This is a genomic window from Demequina sp. NBRC 110052 (genome assembly GCF_002090075.1).
GTDB lineage: Bacteria > Actinomycetota > Actinomycetes > Actinomycetales > Demequinaceae > Demequina.
Map to the genome: position 1 here is coordinate 1,344,773 of NZ_BBRI01000002.1, position 15,146 is coordinate 1,359,918.

The 15,146-nt window shown below is 70.3% G+C and carries 15 protein-coding genes; 7 read left to right on the forward strand and 8 right to left on the reverse strand.

Features of this window, described 5'->3' with window-relative positions:
* The first annotated feature begins 48 nt into the window (after window positions 1-48).
* From B7K21_RS06520 to B7K21_RS06545, 6 genes are all read left to right on the forward strand, one after another.
* Window positions 49-528 (forward strand): cation:proton antiporter regulatory subunit, encoded by a 480-nt coding sequence (locus B7K21_RS06520; RefSeq protein WP_159448437.1) that lies wholly within the window; start codon window positions 49-51, stop codon window positions 526-528.
* Between the two features lie 4 nt (window positions 529-532).
* Window positions 533-1,759 (forward strand): cation:proton antiporter, encoded by a 1,227-nt coding sequence (locus tag B7K21_RS06525; RefSeq protein ID WP_084074373.1) that lies wholly within the window; start codon window positions 533-535, stop codon window positions 1,757-1,759.
* A 135-nt stretch (window positions 1,760-1,894) separates the two neighbouring features.
* Window positions 1,895-3,217 (forward strand): MFS transporter, encoded by a 1,323-nt coding sequence (locus B7K21_RS06530; RefSeq protein ID WP_084074374.1) that lies wholly within the window; start codon window positions 1,895-1,897, stop codon window positions 3,215-3,217.
* 20 nt (window positions 3,218-3,237) lie between these two features.
* Window positions 3,238-3,798 (forward strand): GNAT family N-acetyltransferase, encoded by a 561-nt coding sequence (locus B7K21_RS06535; RefSeq protein ID WP_084074375.1) that lies wholly within the window; start codon window positions 3,238-3,240, stop codon window positions 3,796-3,798.
* 185 nt (window positions 3,799-3,983) lie between these two features.
* Window positions 3,984-4,403 carry a type II secretion system protein gene (locus B7K21_RS12755; protein WP_200806248.1) on the forward strand — a complete coding sequence of 140 codons (420 nt, stop codon included), beginning with the start codon at window positions 3,984-3,986 and terminating at the stop codon, window positions 4,401-4,403.
* 84 nt (window positions 4,404-4,487) lie between these two features.
* Window positions 4,488-4,919, forward strand: a complete 432-nt coding sequence (locus B7K21_RS06545) for a cupin domain-containing protein (protein ID WP_084074377.1) — start codon at window positions 4,488-4,490, stop codon at window positions 4,917-4,919.
* Window positions 4,920-5,077: 158 nt separating this feature from the next.
* On the opposite strand, the gene metE is transcribed toward B7K21_RS06545, so the two are convergent.
* The 3 genes from metE to B7K21_RS06560 all read right to left on the reverse strand — a co-directional run bounded on the left by metE (window position 5,078) and on the right by B7K21_RS06560 (window position 8,954).
* Window positions 5,078-7,399 carry a 5-methyltetrahydropteroyltriglutamate--homocysteine S-methyltransferase gene (gene metE / locus B7K21_RS06550; protein WP_084074378.1) on the reverse strand — a complete coding sequence of 774 codons (2,322 nt, stop codon included), beginning with the start codon at window positions 7,397-7,399 and terminating at the stop codon, window positions 5,078-5,080.
* Window positions 7,400-7,592: 193 nt separating this feature from the next.
* Window positions 7,593-8,021 (reverse strand): OsmC family protein, encoded by a 429-nt coding sequence (locus B7K21_RS06555; protein WP_084074379.1) that lies wholly within the window; start codon window positions 8,019-8,021, stop codon window positions 7,593-7,595.
* Between the two features lie 45 nt (window positions 8,022-8,066).
* Window positions 8,067-8,954 carry a methylenetetrahydrofolate reductase gene (locus B7K21_RS06560; protein WP_159448438.1) on the reverse strand — a complete coding sequence of 296 codons (888 nt, stop codon included), beginning with the start codon at window positions 8,952-8,954 and terminating at the stop codon, window positions 8,067-8,069.
* Window positions 8,955-9,114: 160 nt separating this feature from the next.
* Between B7K21_RS06560 and B7K21_RS06565 the strand changes: the two genes are divergently transcribed.
* Window positions 9,115-9,696 (forward strand): DNA-3-methyladenine glycosylase I, encoded by a 582-nt coding sequence (locus tag B7K21_RS06565; protein WP_084074381.1) that lies wholly within the window; start codon window positions 9,115-9,117, stop codon window positions 9,694-9,696.
* Window positions 9,697-9,703: 7 nt separating this feature from the next.
* On the opposite strand, the gene B7K21_RS06570 is transcribed toward B7K21_RS06565, so the two are convergent.
* The 5 genes from B7K21_RS06570 to gcvP are packed head-to-tail and all read right to left on the reverse strand — an operon-like array spanning window position 9,704 to window position 15,073.
* Window positions 9,704-10,261, reverse strand: a complete 558-nt coding sequence (locus B7K21_RS06570) for a (deoxy)nucleoside triphosphate pyrophosphohydrolase (RefSeq protein WP_304441282.1) — start codon at window positions 10,259-10,261, stop codon at window positions 9,704-9,706.
* A complete protein-coding gene (gcvH, locus tag B7K21_RS06575; RefSeq protein ID WP_084074382.1) occupies window positions 10,258-10,641 on the reverse strand; it encodes a glycine cleavage system protein GcvH in 384 nt (127 codons plus the stop codon). Before gcvH ends, B7K21_RS06570 begins: the two co-directional genes overlap by 4 nt.
* A gap of 31 nt (window positions 10,642-10,672) precedes the next feature.
* The gene (gene gcvT / locus B7K21_RS06580) at window positions 10,673-11,827 is read right to left on the reverse strand and encodes a glycine cleavage system aminomethyltransferase GcvT (protein WP_084074383.1); all 1,155 of its coding nucleotides are present in this window, start codon (window positions 11,825-11,827) and stop codon (window positions 10,673-10,675) included.
* Between the two features lie 20 nt (window positions 11,828-11,847).
* A complete protein-coding gene (locus tag B7K21_RS06585; RefSeq protein ID WP_084074384.1) occupies window positions 11,848-12,192 on the reverse strand; it encodes a hypothetical protein in 345 nt (114 codons plus the stop codon).
* A 34-nt stretch (window positions 12,193-12,226) separates the two neighbouring features.
* Window positions 12,227-15,073: an aminomethyl-transferring glycine dehydrogenase gene (gene gcvP / locus B7K21_RS06590; protein ID WP_084074385.1), complete on the reverse strand. Its 2,847-nt coding sequence runs from the start codon at window positions 15,071-15,073 to the stop codon at window positions 12,227-12,229.
* Window positions 15,074-15,146: the final 73 nt, after the last annotated feature.

The window sequence follows — 15,146 nt, forward strand, 5'->3', positions numbered from 1 at the left end:
CCGAGCGTCGGGCACATGCCTGCCCCGGCGCCGTGCCAAGGTAGGCGTATGGAGATCTTCGAGACGCCCCTGCCCGGGGTGGGCGTGCGATACGAGTTCACCGCCGAGAGCGGTGACCATGTGGGCGTGGTGGTGCGCCGCGACGGCAAGCGCGACATCGGCCTGTACGACCGCGACGACCCCGATGCATGCACCGGCACCCTCGAGCTCGGCGAGTCCGACGCGTCGGCGCTCGCGGAGCTGCTGGGAGGCACGAACATCACCGCACGGCTCGAGAGCCTGCGGCACCAGGTCGAGGGTCTCGCCATCGAGTGGATCACGATGCCGGCGACGGGCGGGCTCACCGACCGCACGATCGGCGACGGCCACATCCGTACGGCGACCTCGGCGTCGATCGTCGCCGTCATCCGCGACGAGATGGGCGTGCCAGGGCCCGGACCTGACTTCGAGCTGCAGGCAGGCGACACCGTGCTCGTGATGGGCAGCCACCACGCCGTGGACCAGGCGCGCAGCATCCTGATCGGATAGACCCATGACCACCTTCGGCGGCGGCGTGCCCTCGCTGAGGGTTGTCGCCGCGGGGCCCGAGGGCACCGGCGACGTGCTGCTCGAGCTGGGCATCATCCTGCTCGTGCTCGCGCTGCTGGGTCGGATCGCGGCGAAGCTCGGGATCCCCTCGATCCCCCTGTACCTGCTCGCGGGGCTCATCATGGGCGAGGGCGGTTTCATCCCCATCAACGCAGGCGAGGAGTTCCTCGCCGTCGGCGCCCAGATCGGCGTGGTGCTGCTTCTCCTGCTGCTGGGACTCGAGTACTCGCCGCAAGACCTGCAGACCGGCCTTCGCACCACGTGGCTCGCCGGGCTCGTCGACCTCGTCGCCAACGGCCTGCCGGGCCTGCTGCTCGGACTGCTGCTCGGGTGGTCCGTCACCGCGTCCGTGCTGCTCGCGGGCGTCACGTACATCTCCTCATCCGGGATCATCGCGCGCCTGCTCGACGACTTCGACCGGTACACGAACCGCGAGACGCCGGTCATCCTGAGCCTGCTCGTGATGGAGGACATCGTCATGGCGGTGTTCCTGCCGATCGTCGCCGTCATGCTGGTCGGCGCGTCGCTGCTGCAGGGCGCCGTCGCGGCCGCGATCGCGATCGGCATCGTGGCCGCCGCGTTCTTCGTGTCGCTGCGATTCTCCACGCACGTCTCCGCCGCCGTGCACTCGCACTCGCGCGAGCTGCTGCTCCTGTCCGTGCTGGGCCTCACCTTCCTGGTCGCGGGACTCGCGGAGGCGGCACAGGTCTCCGCCGCCGTCGGCGCGTTCCTCCTGGGACTCACCCTCTCGGGCCAGGTCGCCGACGACGTGCGCGACCTCATGCCTCCGCTCAGGGACGTGTTCGGCGGCATCTTCTTCGTCTTCTTCGGACTCACGATCGATCCTCGCGACCTCTGGCCGGTGCTGCTGCCCGCCCTCGCCCTGGCGCTGGTCACTGCGCTGACCAAGATCGGCACGGGCATGTGGGCTGCGAGGCGCGTCGGCATCGGACCCAAGGGCCAATGGCGCACTGGCGTCTCGCTCATCCCTCGAGGCGAGTTCTCCATCGTCATCGCCGGCCTCGGCATCGCCGCGGGAGCGAACCCCCAGCTCGGACCGCTCGCCGCTGCGTACGTGCTCATCCTCGCGATCGTCGGCTCGCTCATGATGCGCTTCGCGGCCAAGGTGAGCCCGCCGATGGCGTGGCTCCGGCAGGCCTCCCGGACGTGAGAGCATAGGCCATCGCTCCGCGCGACCGAGCCCAACCCCCGTGGGCTCCGGCCCGAGCGATGCGCCGGTCACATCGCGCAGGAGGTGTGGCAGACGCGCTGCGGCGCGCGTCGTCATCCTTCTGGTGAGGTCTGCATGTTCGCTCGCTACCGCGAGATCCTCGCGCTGCCAGGCGCATCCGCGTTCTTCTGGTGGGGACTGCTGTCCCGCCTGCAGATGGGGCTCACGTCGCTCGCCACGTTCCTGCTGATCCAGATCGAGTACGGGTCGTACGCGACCGCCGGCCTCGTCGTGGGAGTCATGGCCGTCGGCTACGCGATCATCAACCCCCAGGTGAGCCGGATCGTGGACGCGTACGGCCAGTCGCGCGTGCTGCGCATCGGCTTCGCGATCGCGGCCGCCGCCCGCGTCGCGCTCGTCATCGCGGCGGTCGCGGGCGCCCCCGTGTGGGTGCTGCTGGTGATCGTGCCGTTCTTCGCGGCTGCAGGCGCCCAGTCGACGTACTCGCGTGCGCGCTGGTCCCACATCGTGCCCGACCGGCACAGCCTGAACTCCGCCTTCTCCCTCGAGAGCTCGCTCGAGGAGGTGCTGTTCATCTCCGGGCCCGCGCTCGCCACGGTCCTCGCCACCCAGGTCAGCTCGTGGCTGCCCTCGGTGATCGCCGCCGCCACACTCGTGATCGGCGGCTATGCGTTCCTCGCGCAGCGCGCCACTGAGCCGCCCGCGCTCAAGGGCGACGGCGGCACCTCGCCACTGACCGACGCGAAGGTCATCGATGGACGCCTCCCCCGCGTCGGACTCGAGGCCCGCAAGCCGCGCGGCATCCGCCGGTACCGCCGCCCGCTGCGCGGCCACCTCCTCGTGACGACCCCCGCGCTCGTGCTCACGTCATTCGTCTTCGCCGCCCAGGGCGCACTCTTCGCCTCGGCCGACGCCTCGACGGTCGCACTCGCAGAGGAGCTCGACCAGAAGGCGTGGTCCGGTCCGGTGCTTGCGATCTTCGCGCTCGGCTCGCTCATCGGAGGGCTCCTGTACGGCTCGCGCGTGTGGAGCCGCACGCTCGCGTCGCGGCTGCTGTGGGGCGTGACCGCCTCCGGCATCGGCGCGATCACCTTCCAGTTCGCGCCGACGATGCTGTGGCTCGGCATCCTCATGTTCGCCACGGGACTCGCGATCGCGCCGACCATGGCGGTGGGCGACGGCGTGGTCCATGCGCTCGTCCCACGCACGCGCGTGACCGAAGGCATGGCGTGGACGCGCGTCGGCATGGACCTGGGCGTGGCGGCCGGGGCCTGGGCCACCGGCCTGCTCATCGACGCGCACGGGTCCTCAGGCGGCTTCGCGGTGACTGCCGTGGCAGGTGCCGCCGGCATCGTGCTCATGGCGGGCGGATGGCGCTACCTGCGTCGCAAGCGCGCCTATGAGGAGGAGGTGTCGCGCGCGCCCGCCGTGGCGTGAGCGCGTGCGACGATACCGGCATGCATGACCGCATCCGCCTGCGTCCCGCCACCCTCGAGGACGCCCCCGCGCTCGCCGCGATCTACAACCCGTACATCGCTGAGACTGCGATCTCGTTCGAGATGGATCCGGTGCCCGTCGAGCAGATGGGCGCGAGGGTGGCGAAGGTGCTGGACGCCGGCCTGCCGTGGATCGTCGCGGAGGACGTCGACGTGGTGGCAGACCTCGGCGAGCACGCGCCCGACGCGGTGGTCGGCTTCGCGTACGCAGGACCGTTCCAGGAGCGTGCGGCCTACGACCACTCGCTCGAGGTGACCGTGTACCTGCGCGAGGGCGAGACCGGCCGCGGCGTCGGCACGGAGCTCTACGGCGCGCTGCTCGACCTGGTCTCTGACCTGCCCGCCACCTCCAAGCACGCCCCCGCGCACGCGCTGTACTCGCGCATTGCGCTCCCCAACGACGCCTCGGTGGCGCTGCACGAACGCTTCGGGTTCTCGCGCGTCGGCACGTTCAGCGAGGTGGGCCGCAAGCAGGGGCGATGGATCGACGTGGGGATCTGGGAACTGCTGCTCGAGGACTGACGAGGCACGGCCCTCTCCTCGCGGGCGAATCGTCACCGATCGTCCCCTTCGCTCCCCAGAGCGCGGCGCCCGCCCTTGCCTGCCCGTGTGACCTGGGTCACACTGGGGGCGTCGCCTACCGCCGAACTGGGGGGAACAGCCGGGGCGATACCCGCCTGGCGGGTCGGACACGAGACGAGGGAATCGTGACCGCTTCATTCGCCCGCCGCAGCAAGGACTCCGGGTTCACGCTCGTCGAGCTGCTCGTCACCATGGTCATCATCGCCGTGCTCGCCGCGATCATGATCCCTATCTTCCTGAACCAGCGCGAGAAGGCCAGCGACACCGCCGCCCGCTCCGACGTCGTCAACCTGGGACAGATGATCCTCTCCGCACAGAAGGAGGGCGATCCGGTGCTCGATGTGCAGCGCGTGGGCGACACCTACGAGATCGACGGCGAGTTCGCGATGCCAGCCTCGGACGGCGTGGTGCTCGTGACATTCGCCCCAGTCGACGAGACCGCGTGGTGCCTGCAGATGAGCCATCCCCAGGGTGACACCACCGTGTCCCCTGGGGTCCGGTACGACGCCACCGAGGGCTTCGCGGAGGGCATCGCCTGCCCCTGACGCCCGGCCGCTCGTGCGCGGAGGAGCCTGATGCGCTGATGGCGGCACTTGTCACACCGCGCGGCGGCGACGCACGCTCACGTCATGAACGGATACGACATCTTCGAGACTGGCGATCTTGACAGCTGGGCGGGCCGCGAGGACGGCATACTCCCCGAGGCACGAATGCCCGGTCGGCTGTTCGTGGACCGCGAGCTCGACCTCGAGTTCTTCGGCGCCACCGTGAACTCGCGAGCACCGGGCGAAGGGGCCCACTTCTGGCATCGGCACACGACGCTGGAGGAGTTGTACCTCTTCCTCACGGGCGTCGGCGTGATGGGACTCGACGATGACGTCGTCGCCGTCGGGCCGGGCACTGCGGTGAGAGTCGCTCCACCCGTGTGGCGCACGTGGCGCGCGGCGCATGACTCACCGGAACCGCTGAGGTGGATCTGCGTGCGAGGCGCCGGCGCTCCGCTCGCGACGAGTGGCGATGTGCCCGAGCGCGACTTCGACCGGCCGCAGCCTCGCGCGTGAGCGAGCCAGCGCGTCGGGCACGCGTCCTGCGAGTGCATGAGTGCCGAAGACTCGCCCAGAATCAGCACTGATGCCATCCCAGGACGCGCGAAAGCGGCGTCGTTCCCAGGGATCAGGCCTGACGGCCCGAAGGAACGACGCCGCTCGCGCGTGAGTGACTAGCGCACAGCCTTCGTGGCCGCGATGAGGTTCTCGAGGCTCGCCGTGGTCTCCGCGTAGCCGCGGGTCTTGAGGCCGCAGTCAGGGTTGACCCACAGCTGCCTGCCAGGGATCGACTCCTTGGCCAGCGTCAGAAGCTCGGTCATCTCCTGCGTGGACGGCACGCGCGGCGAGTGGATGTCCCACACGCCAGGGCCGATCTGCCGCTCGTAGCCGTGGCCCTTGATCGCGGGCAGCACCTCCATGCGGGAGCGTGCGGCCTCGATCGACGTGACGTCGGCGTCGAGGCCGTCGATCGCGTCGATGATCTCGCCGAACTCGGAGTAGCACAGGTGGGTGTGCACCTGGGTGTCGTCCTTGGCGCCCGCGGTGGCGAGCAGGAACGAGTTCACTGACCACTCGAGGTACGCCGGCTGGTCCTTCTTCTTCAGCGGGAGCAGCTCGCGCAGCGCGGGCTCGTCGACCTGGATGATGCCGATGCCTGCGGCCTCGAGGTCGGCGACCTCCTGGCGCAGGGCAAGACCCACCTGGTCGGCGGTGACACCCAGCGGCTGGTCGTCGCGCACGAACGACCACGCGAGGATCGTGACGGGTCCCGTGAGCATGCCCTTGACGGGCTTGTCGGACAGCGACTGCGCGTACTGAGCCCAGCGCACCGTCATGGGCTCGGGGCGCGCGACGTCTCCCCACAGGATCGAAGGACGCGTGCAGCGCGAGCCGTACGACTGGACCCAGCCGTTGACGGTCACGTCGAAGCCGTCGAGCAGCTCGGCGAAGTACTGCACCATGTCGTTGCGCTCGGCCTCACCGTGCACGAGCACGTCGAGTCCCAGGTCCTCCTGGAGCTTCACGACGGAGGCGATCTCGGCCTTCATCGCCTCCTCGTAGGCGGCGTCGTCGATCTGCCCCTTGGCCCAGGCGGCGCGCGCTTTGCGGATCTCCGGGGTCTGCGGGAACGAGCCGATCGTGGTGGTGGCGAGCTCCGGCAGGTGGAAGCGGTTGTCCTGCGCCGCGGCGCGCACCGAGTAAGGCGAGCGCTGACGGTCGGCGGGAGTGACGGCCGCGAGCGCCTCGCGCACGTCGGCGCGGTTCGTGCCCGGGTGGGCGGCACGGGACGCGAGCGCGACGCGAGCCTCCTCGAGGGCCTCTGCCACGGCGTCGGGCCCATCGCTCAGCGCCGTGGCGAGGGTGACGGCCTCGCCGACCTTCTCGTCCGCGAAGGCGAGCCAGGAGATCAGTTCCTCGCCCAGGTGCTCCTCGCCCTGGAGGGTGTGGGGCACGTGGAACAGCGAGGTCGACGTGCCGATGGTGACGGCGCCGCCCAGGGCGGCCACGGCCTCAGCCTTGGCGAGCGCCTTGTCCAGGTCGGTGCGCCAGATGTTGTGGCCGTCGATGACGCCGGCGACGACGGCGAGGCCTGCGAGGTCCACGTCGGCGGGGATCCCGCCGCGCACCAGATCCAGCGCGAAGCCTTCGATGCCCGATGCGGCGAGCACGGGCAGCGCGTCGTCGAGCGAACCCATCGGCCCGGCGACGAGGATCTGCGGACGCTCGGCCTGCGCGGCCAGCGTCGAGTAGACCTTCTCGGCGTTGGCGAGCACGGAGCCGCGTGGGGCGTCGATGTCGGCGACCAGCACGGGCTCGTCGATCTGCACCCACTCGGCGCCGGCGGCCTTGAACGCGGCGAGCAGCTCGCCGTAGACGGCCACGAGGTCGTCGAGGCGCTCGATCGGGTCGAAGCCCGTCGGGGCGTCGTCGGAGGGCTTGGCGAGATACAGGAACGTGAGCGGGCCGGTGATGACAGGGCGCGTGAGGTAGCCGGCGTCCTTGGCCTCGACGAACTCGTCGACCCAGCGGGTCGAGCTCAGCGCGAAGACGGTCTCGGGACCGATCTCGGGCACGAGGTAGTGGTAGTTCGAGTCGAACCACTTGGTCATTTCGAGCGGCGCCTTGGCGCCCTCGCCGCGCGCGATGGTCGAGTAGCCCGCCAGGTCCACCGAGCCGTCGGCCGCGCGCAGGTCCGCGAAGCGCGTCGGGATGGCACCGAACGTGACCGCAGCGTCGAGCACATGGTCGTAGAACGAGAAGTTCGACGGCATCGAGCTGTCGTCGGTGCGCAGACCGAGCTCGGCGAGGCGCTCACGGGTGACGGCGCGGAGCTGAGCAGCAGCGGCCTCGAGCTCCTCGGCGGTCGTGGCGCCCTTCCAGAAGGACTCGAGGGCCTTCTTGAGCTCACGCATGCGTCCGATGCGCGGGTATCCGAGGATGGTTCCGCCGGGGAAAGCCGGCGCAGGGGTGGCAACAGGGTTGTTGTCGGTCATGATTCCTCATGGGGGATGTTGCGCGGCGGGCTCGCCATTGCGCTTGGTCGACGCGCGTCCGTGCGCGCCGAGAGTGCGCTGTGGAGTCTAGCCCGGGCTTCCCTTCCTGGCTAGAAATCCACCGTCACCCCTGCTACACGGCTGTTTTACGGGCGTCACGGAAACGTGTGCAACCCCAGCAGCCGCGTCGGGGCTACGCCTGCTTCTGCTCCAAGGCGACGGGGACTCCCGCCTCGACGGTGCGCGAGACGGTGCAGTACTTCTCGTGCGACACCTCGAGCGCCTTCGCGATGCGGGCGCGGGCCTTGTCGCCGTCCTCGCCCTCGGGGAAGGCGAGATCGAAGGCCACGGCGATGTCTCGGAGGATGTTTCCCTCGTCGTTCTTCACCTGCTCCGCGGTGGCGGTCACCTCGAAGCGCTCGGGCTCCGCACGACGCGTCGTCATCGCGTCCACATCGATGCTCGAGCACCCCGCGATCGCCGCCAGCAGCAGCTCGACCGGCGAGACCAGGCCCTCGCCGCGGCCGAACGTCAGGGTCGCGCCCGACGCGGTGGTCACCTGATACACGCCCTCGCTCTCGCGGTGGAGCGTGACGGACTTGGCGAAGATCTCTTCGGGCATGGCATCCTCTCGTGCGGACAGGCTCTCGCGGGGCAGGCCACGAGGCTAACGCGTCGTCAGACCCAGCGATTCCACGAGCTCCAGGGCGGCCTGGTGCTGGTTGAACGTGATGACGTGGATCCCTGGTGCACCCGCGTCGAGCAGCTCGCGCGACAGGCGCGACGCGTGCGCAACCCCCGCAGCCCTCGCCGCGTCGTCGCTCTCGGCGCGCTCGAGAGCAGCGACAAGCTCGACCGGCGTCGGCACGCCCGTGAGCTCGGCAGCGCGAATCGCGCGACGCGACGTGACGATGGGCATGACCTCAGGGATGATCGGCATGTCGATGCCCTGGTCGCGCGCGTCCTCCACCATGGCCGTGTACTGCGAGGTCTCGTAGAACACCTGGGTGATCGCGAACGTCGCGCCGGCGTCCTGCTTGCGCTTCAGCACGTCGGTGCTCTGTTGGCGCCACCGCGGCATCGCGTGCTGGGCCGGGAAAGCGGCGACTCCCACCGTGAGATCGTCGACTCCGTGCGCGTGGGCGACCTCGCGCAGCAGGGTCACGAGCTCGTTCGCGTAGGTGAGCCCGTCCGGATGCGGCTGCCAGTGCGCTTGGCCGCGCGGGGGATCGCCGCGCAGCGCGAGGAAGTCTCGGACGCCCTCGCTCAGGTACTCCTCGATGATCTCGGTCAGTTCCGCGCGCGACTGGTCCACGCACGTGAGGTGCGCCAGCGGTGGAATCGTGTGCTGCTCGGCGAGCAGCTGAACCACGCCGCGCGACGTGGAGCGCGTCGTGCCCGAGGCGCCGTACGTGATGGAGATGAAGTCAGGAGCGGTCTCGGCGAGCACCTGCATCGTGCGCGCGAGCGCGTCCTCCGCTGCGGGCGTGCGGGGAGGGAAGAGCTCGTAGCTGAGCGTGGGAGAGCCCCGGCGCAGCAGGTCGTCGATCGTCATAGCGCGGCCCACCCTACGCGCGGCGAGGCCCTGGCGGAATGTGCACGTGTCGATCAGGGGTGGCATTCGCCTCGTCCCCAGCCCTTGGCGAGCGGCGCGGAGTCCACACGCCCGACGCGGAGGCCCGGTGGGTGTCACCGGCACGGGCCACACTGGGGTCATGACGGACTCCATCTCGGCCGAGACGCCTTCCACATCGCTGCGTTGCTTCGGCGGCGACGATCCCCTGTATGCCGCGTATCACGACGAAGAGTGGGGACTGCCAGTGCACGGCGATGCCGCGCTGTTCGAGCGGATCGTGCTCGAGGGCATGCAGTCGGGACTGTCGTGGCTGACGATCCTTCGCAAGCGCGAGGCGTTCCGCGAGGCCTTCGCAGGCTTCGACCCGCACACCGTCGCCGCGTTCGACGACGACGATTTCACACGACTGATGGCGGATGCCGGGATCGTGCGCAATCGGCTGAAGGTCCAGGCCGCCATCACCAACGCCCGCGCAGTCGTGGCCCTGCAGGAATCCGGCTCGAGTCTCGATGAGCTCTTCTGGTCGTTCGCCCCGGCGCCGCGCGCGGCGCCGCCCGCAGACTGGTCCGAGGTGCCCGCGTCGACGCCCGAGTCCGTCGCGCTCGCGAAGGCGCTCAAGAAGGCGGGGTTCGTGTTCGTGGGCCCGACCACCATGTACGCCGCCATGCAGGCGTGCGGCCTGGTAGACGACCACATCGCGGGTTGTGTCGCGCGACGCTAGAGGCCCATCAGCACCAGCCGCGGCGGTTGCGCTCCACAGCGTCGCGCAGGAGCGCCTCGACGATGCGCTCGTCCGCAGGCAGCCACGGAACATCGCGCCACGCGCCGGGCTCGAGCCATCGGAGAAGGTCGTGATCCTCGAGCGGCTGGGGCTGAGGCTCGCCGCCGTCTGCTGACGGCTTCAAGGTCGCCCACCACACGCGCATGACCAGGCGCGGACCGGCGGCGTCCGGGGCGCGCAGCTCCCACACCGGTCCCGTCGAGCCGATGCCGGGCAGCTCCGCGGGCGCATCCGGTCCGACGATCTCGTCGCCCAGCTCCACCTCGACGCCCAGCTCCTCGGCGAGCTCGCGATGCAGCGCCTCCTCGGGGCTCTCGCCCTCGTCGACCTTGCCGCCCGGGAACTCCCACAGACCGGCGAACACGGGGGGCGCATTGCGCCTCGCCGCGAACAGCAGTTGGGGAGAATCCAGATCGTCGGTGATCGCCGCGGCGACCACGAGGCGCGGCTCGCCGTTCACGGGAACCTGTCCGTGACCGCCGGGGGACTCGGCGCGGGAGGTCACTCGGTGATCGCCGCGTAGGCCTCGGAGTCGAGCAGATCGGACGCCTCGGCGGTGAGGCGCGCCTTGAAGATCCACCCCTCGCCGTACGCGTCCGCGCCGATCGTCTCCGGCGCGCCCTCGAGTGCAGCGTTGACCTCGACGACCTCGCCGGTGACGGGCGAGTACAGCTCGCTCACCGCCTTGGTCGACTCGAGCTCGCCGCACACCGAACCGGCCTGCACTGCGTCGCCCACGGAGGGAAGCTCGACGTAGACGATGTCGCCCAGCGCATCGGCCGCGTGCTCCGTGATGCCGACGGTGACGACCGCGCCCTCCGCGAGGTCGCCTGCCACCCACTCGTGCTCCGCGGAGTAGCGGAGCTCGTCGGGAACGTTCGCCATGGGTTGTCCCTTCCTCGGTGAGACCGCGGCCCTACGCAGTCCTCGTGTAGAACGGTAGCGCGACCACCGTCATCGGCTCGGTACGGCCACGCACATCGATGCCGAGCCGCGTGCCGGGCTCGGACAGCGAGCGCGGCACGTAGGCCATCGCAATGGGCCTGCCCAGCGTCGGCGACGGCGCTCCGGAGGTCACGACCCCCACCTCGGCCCCGCCGGGGCTGAGCACCGCATAGCCCGCGCGCGCCGCACGGCGACCCTCGCCGACCAGGCCGACGAGGCGTCGGGCATGCGAAGCGCCGTCCTCCTCCGAGGCCTTCCAGGCGTCGCGCGCCGCCTCGAGCGCGGCGCGCCCCACGAAGTCACCGCGCGGGTTCTTCTCGGTGCCGAACGCGACCACGCGCCCCAGGCCCGCGTCGAACGGGGTGGTCTCGCGCGTGAGCTCGTTGCCGTACAGCGGCATCCCCGCCTCGAGGCGCAGCGAGTCGCGCGAGGAAAGCCCACACGGGATGAGGCCGTGCGGCTCGCCGATCGCGAGCGCGAGCCTCCATACCGCGGCCGCCTCGTCCGCGCCTACGAAAAGCTCGAACCCGTCCTCGCCCGTGTACCCCGTGCGCGCGACGAACGCATGGACATCGCCCTCGAGCAGCACGTGGGCGGCGGTGTAGTAGCGCATGGCCTCGATGTCGTCGGCGCCGCGCGCGGTCATCTCCATGACGATCCCTTGCGCGCGCGGGCCCTGCACCGCGATGAGGGCGATCTCGGCAGAGTCGTCCTCGACGTCGGTGTCGAAGCCTTCCGCACGGTCGAACAGCTCGTCGAGCACCACGTCCTTGTTTGCCGCGTTGGCGACGATCACGTAGTGGTCCCAGTCGCGCCTGTACACGATCAGGTCGTCGATGACGCCACCGTCGGCGGCGCACATCATCGTGTACTTCGCGCCACCGAGCGCAACGGCGCTCATGCGACCGACGAGCGCGTCGTCGAGGAACGCCTCGGCGTCGGTGCCGCGCACCGCGATCTCGCCCATGTGGCTGAGGTCGAACAGTCCAGCGGCGGTGCGCACCGCAGTGTGCTCGGCGATGTCGCCGGTGTAGCGGACGGGCATCTCCCAGCCCGCGAAGTCGACGATCGTCGCGCCCAGGGCGACGTGCTCGTCGTGGAGGGGGGTGCGCAGTGGAGAGGTCACGCGTTCAGCGTAGTCGCGGCTCAGGAGAGTCCGTCGAGGAGCTGAGTGAGCGCGTCCCGGACGGGCTCCTCGAGCTGAATGACAATGCCGAGAATGAGCAGAAGGTAGTGGCACACGAGCGCCACAGTGGCGACGTCGTCCTCCTCGGCGCCGGCCCTGCGCGCGGCAGCGCGGGCGAGGTGCCCCAGCACGATGCCGACAACGATGCACACCGCTGCAGCAGCGGTGACGACGTAGGCGGGCACGGCGTCGACGAGATGACCGGCGCGCGAGCCGGGCACGAGCAGGATCGCCATGGTGACGACGACGAGCGTCGCCGACGTGACCGAGAGCTTGCCGCTCACGTTCGCCTGGGCCTGGTCCACGCGTTGCACCTCCGCGACGCCGACGGCGTCGTGTCTAGTCCTGCTCGTACTCCTCGAGCGGCGGGCATGCGCACACGAGGTTGCGGTCACCATACGCGTTGTCGATGCGGCGCACGGGCGACCAGTACTTGTCGACCCTGAGGTACGGGGCTGGGAACGCGGCCTGCTCGCGCGTGTACGCCTGGGACCAGGCGTCGCCCGCGACCATCGCGACCGTGTGGGGCGCGTGGCGCAGCGGCGAGTCCTCGGCGGAGATGTCGCCACGCTCGACGGCGGCGATCTCCTCGCGGATCGCGAGCATCGCGTCGATGAAGCGGTCGATCTCGGCGAGGTCTTCGGACTCGGTCGGCTCGACCATGAGCGTGCCGGCGACGGGGAACGACATGGTGGGTGCGTGGATGCCGAAGTCGATGAGGCGCTTCGCGACGTCCTCCGCGGTGATGCCTGTCGCCTTGGTCAGCGGCCGGAGGTCGAGGATGCACTCGTGCGCGACGAGGCCGTTCGGTCCGCGGTACAGCACCGGGAACGCGTCGTCGAGCCGCGCGGCGATGTAGTTGGCGGCGAGCACGGCCACCTGCGTGGCACGCAACAGTCCGGGTCCGCCCATGAGCGCGATGTACGCCCACGAGATGGGCAGGATGCCCGCCGAGCCGTACGGTGCGGCGGAGACGGGCGCACCCTTGCGCAGCAGCTCCTGCGGTCGCCGCACGGCCTGCTGCAGCTCGGGCAGGAACGGAACCAGGTGCTCGGCGACGGCCACAGGCCCGACGCCGGGGCCGCCTCCTCCGTGCGGGATGCAGAAGGTCTTGTGCAGGTTCAGGTGCGAGACATCGCCACCGAAGTGGCCGGGCTTCGCGAGGCCGACGAGCGCGTTGAGGTTCGCGCCGTCGATGTAGACCTGGCCACCGGCGTCGTGCACCGCGGCGCACACCTCGCCCACTTGCTCCTCGTAGACGCCGTGCGTCGACGGGTAGGTGAGCATGATGCAGCTGACCTTGCCGGCGTGCTGCTCGAGCTTGGCGCGCAGGTCGGCCATGTCGATCTCGCCGTCCGAGGCGGTTGCCACGACCACGACCTTGAGCCCGGCGAGCACCGCGGAAGCCGCGTTCGTGCCGTGCGCCGACGCGGGGATCAGGCAGATGTCTCGCTCCTCGCCCTGGGAGCGGTGGTACTCGTGGATCGCGAGCAGCCCCGCGTACTCGCCGCGTGAGCCCGCGTTGGGCTGCACGGACACGGCCGCATAGCCGGTGATCTCAGCGAGCCAGTCCTCGAGCTGCGCGATCATCTCGCGGTAGCCGCGCGTCTGGTCGGCGGGCGCGAAGGGGTGGATCGTCGCGAACTCAGGCCAGCTGATCGCCGCCATCTCCACGGCGGAGTTGAGCTTCATGGTGCACGAGCCGAGCGGGATCATGGTGCGGTCGAGCGCGAGGTCCCGGTCGGCAAGGCGGCGCATGTAACGCATCAGCGACGTCTCGGAGCGGTGGGCGCTGAAGATCGGGTGCGTGAGGTAGTCACTGGTGCGGCGCAACTCACGCGGAATCGCGACGCGCGGCGGCGAGTAGATCGGGTGACGCTTCGCCGCCGTGAAGGCCTCGACCACCATGTCCAGCGTGTGGAGCTCGGTGACCTCGTCGCACGCGATCGCGACCGTGTCGGCATCGACGCGCCGCAGGTTGATGCCCTCGGCTGCGGCGCGCGCCACGACGGAGTCGGCTCCGCCCGGCACCTCGCAGACGATCGTGTCGAAGAAGTGCTCGTGGCGCACTGTCACGCCGGCGGCGGTGAGAGCGTCGGCGGCGGCGACGGCCGTCGAGTGGACGCGCATCGCGATCTCTCGCAGGCCGTCCGCGCCGTGATAGACCGCGTAGAAGCCGGAGACGATCGCGAGCAGCGCCTGAGCCGTGCAGATGTTGGATGTGGCCTTGTCGCGGCGGATGTGCTGCTCGCGCGTCTGCAGCGTGAGCCGATACGCGGGCGCGCCCTCGGCATCGACCGAGACGCCCACGAGACGGCCCGGCAGCTGGCGTTCGAGCCCCTCGCGCACCGAGATGAACGCGGCGTGGGGCCCACCGAAGAACAGCGGCACACCGAACCGCTGCGCAGAGCCGACGGCGATGTCCGCGCCCAGCTCGCCAGGCGCCTTGACCAACGCGAGGCTCAGCAGGTCGGCCGCGACGGTCGCGAGCGCGCCTACGCCGTGAGCCGCCTCGATCACGGGCGTCACGTCGCGCAGCACGCCCGACGCGCCGGGCTGCTGGACGACGACGCCCACCAGGTCCTCGGGCGCTTCCCAGCCCTCGACGAGCTCCTCGACACGCAGCGGAAGGCCGATCGCCCGGCACTGTGCCTCGACCACGGCGACGGTCTGCGGCAGCGTCTCGGAGTCGAGGACGACGATGCCGCCGTCCTTGCCCTTGACCGCGCGGCGCATCAGCAGCACGGCCTCTCCCACCGCGGTCGCCTCGTCCAGCAGCGACGCACCCGCCACGGGAAGCGCGGTCAGATCGGCGATCATCGTCTGGAAGTTCAGCAGCGCCTCGAGCCGCCCCTGCGAGATTTCCGCCTGATAGGGCGTGTAGGCGGTGTACCAGGCCGGGTTCTCGAGCACGCCGCGCTGGATCACCGCTGGCGTCACCGTGTCCGAATAGCCCTGACCGATCATCTGCACCGCGGTGCGGTTGCTGCCGGCGAACCGCCGCAGCGCGCCGAGCACCTCCTGCTCGCTGCGCGCCTCAGGAAGCTGTAGCACGTCGTCGAGCCGGATCGATCCGGGCACGGCGGCCTCCGCGAGAGCGGCCAGGGACGGATGCCCCACGGCATCGAGCATCGTCTCGACGGCGTCGTCAGAGGGTCCGATGTGGCGGTCAGCGAACGAGGTCACCCGCCCATTGTGTCGCAAAGCCCCTGCCAGCGACAGGGCGCACGCCGCACGGACGGAAGGCGCGCGTCGGGCA

What these genes read in the sequence shown, in the direction of transcription:
- B7K21_RS06520 (WP_159448437.1), top strand. Translation starts at nt 49, where the DNA reads ATGGAGATCTTCGAGACGCCCCTGCCCGGGGTGGGCGTGCGATACGAG.
- B7K21_RS06525 (WP_084074373.1), top strand. Translation starts at nt 533, where the DNA reads ATGACCACCTTCGGCGGCGGCGTGCCCTCGCTGAGGGTTGTCGCCGCG.
- B7K21_RS06530 (WP_084074374.1), top strand. Translation starts at nt 1,895, where the DNA reads ATGTTCGCTCGCTACCGCGAGATCCTCGCGCTGCCAGGCGCATCCGCG.
- B7K21_RS06535 (WP_084074375.1), top strand. Translation starts at nt 3,238, where the DNA reads ATGCATGACCGCATCCGCCTGCGTCCCGCCACCCTCGAGGACGCCCCC.
- B7K21_RS06545 (WP_084074377.1), top strand. Translation starts at nt 4,488, where the DNA reads ATGAACGGATACGACATCTTCGAGACTGGCGATCTTGACAGCTGGGCG.
- metE (WP_084074378.1), bottom strand. Translation starts at nt 7,399, where the DNA reads ATGACCGACAACAACCCTGTTGCCACCCCTGCGCCGGCTTTCCCCGGC.
- B7K21_RS06555 (WP_084074379.1), bottom strand. Translation starts at nt 8,021, where the DNA reads ATGCCCGAAGAGATCTTCGCCAAGTCCGTCACGCTCCACCGCGAGAGC.
- B7K21_RS06560 (WP_159448438.1), bottom strand. Translation starts at nt 8,954, where the DNA reads ATGACGATCGACGACCTGCTGCGCCGGGGCTCTCCCACGCTCAGCTAC.
- B7K21_RS06565 (WP_084074381.1), top strand. Translation starts at nt 9,115, where the DNA reads ATGACGGACTCCATCTCGGCCGAGACGCCTTCCACATCGCTGCGTTGC.
- gcvH (WP_084074382.1), bottom strand. Translation starts at nt 10,641, where the DNA reads ATGGCGAACGTTCCCGACGAGCTCCGCTACTCCGCGGAGCACGAGTGG.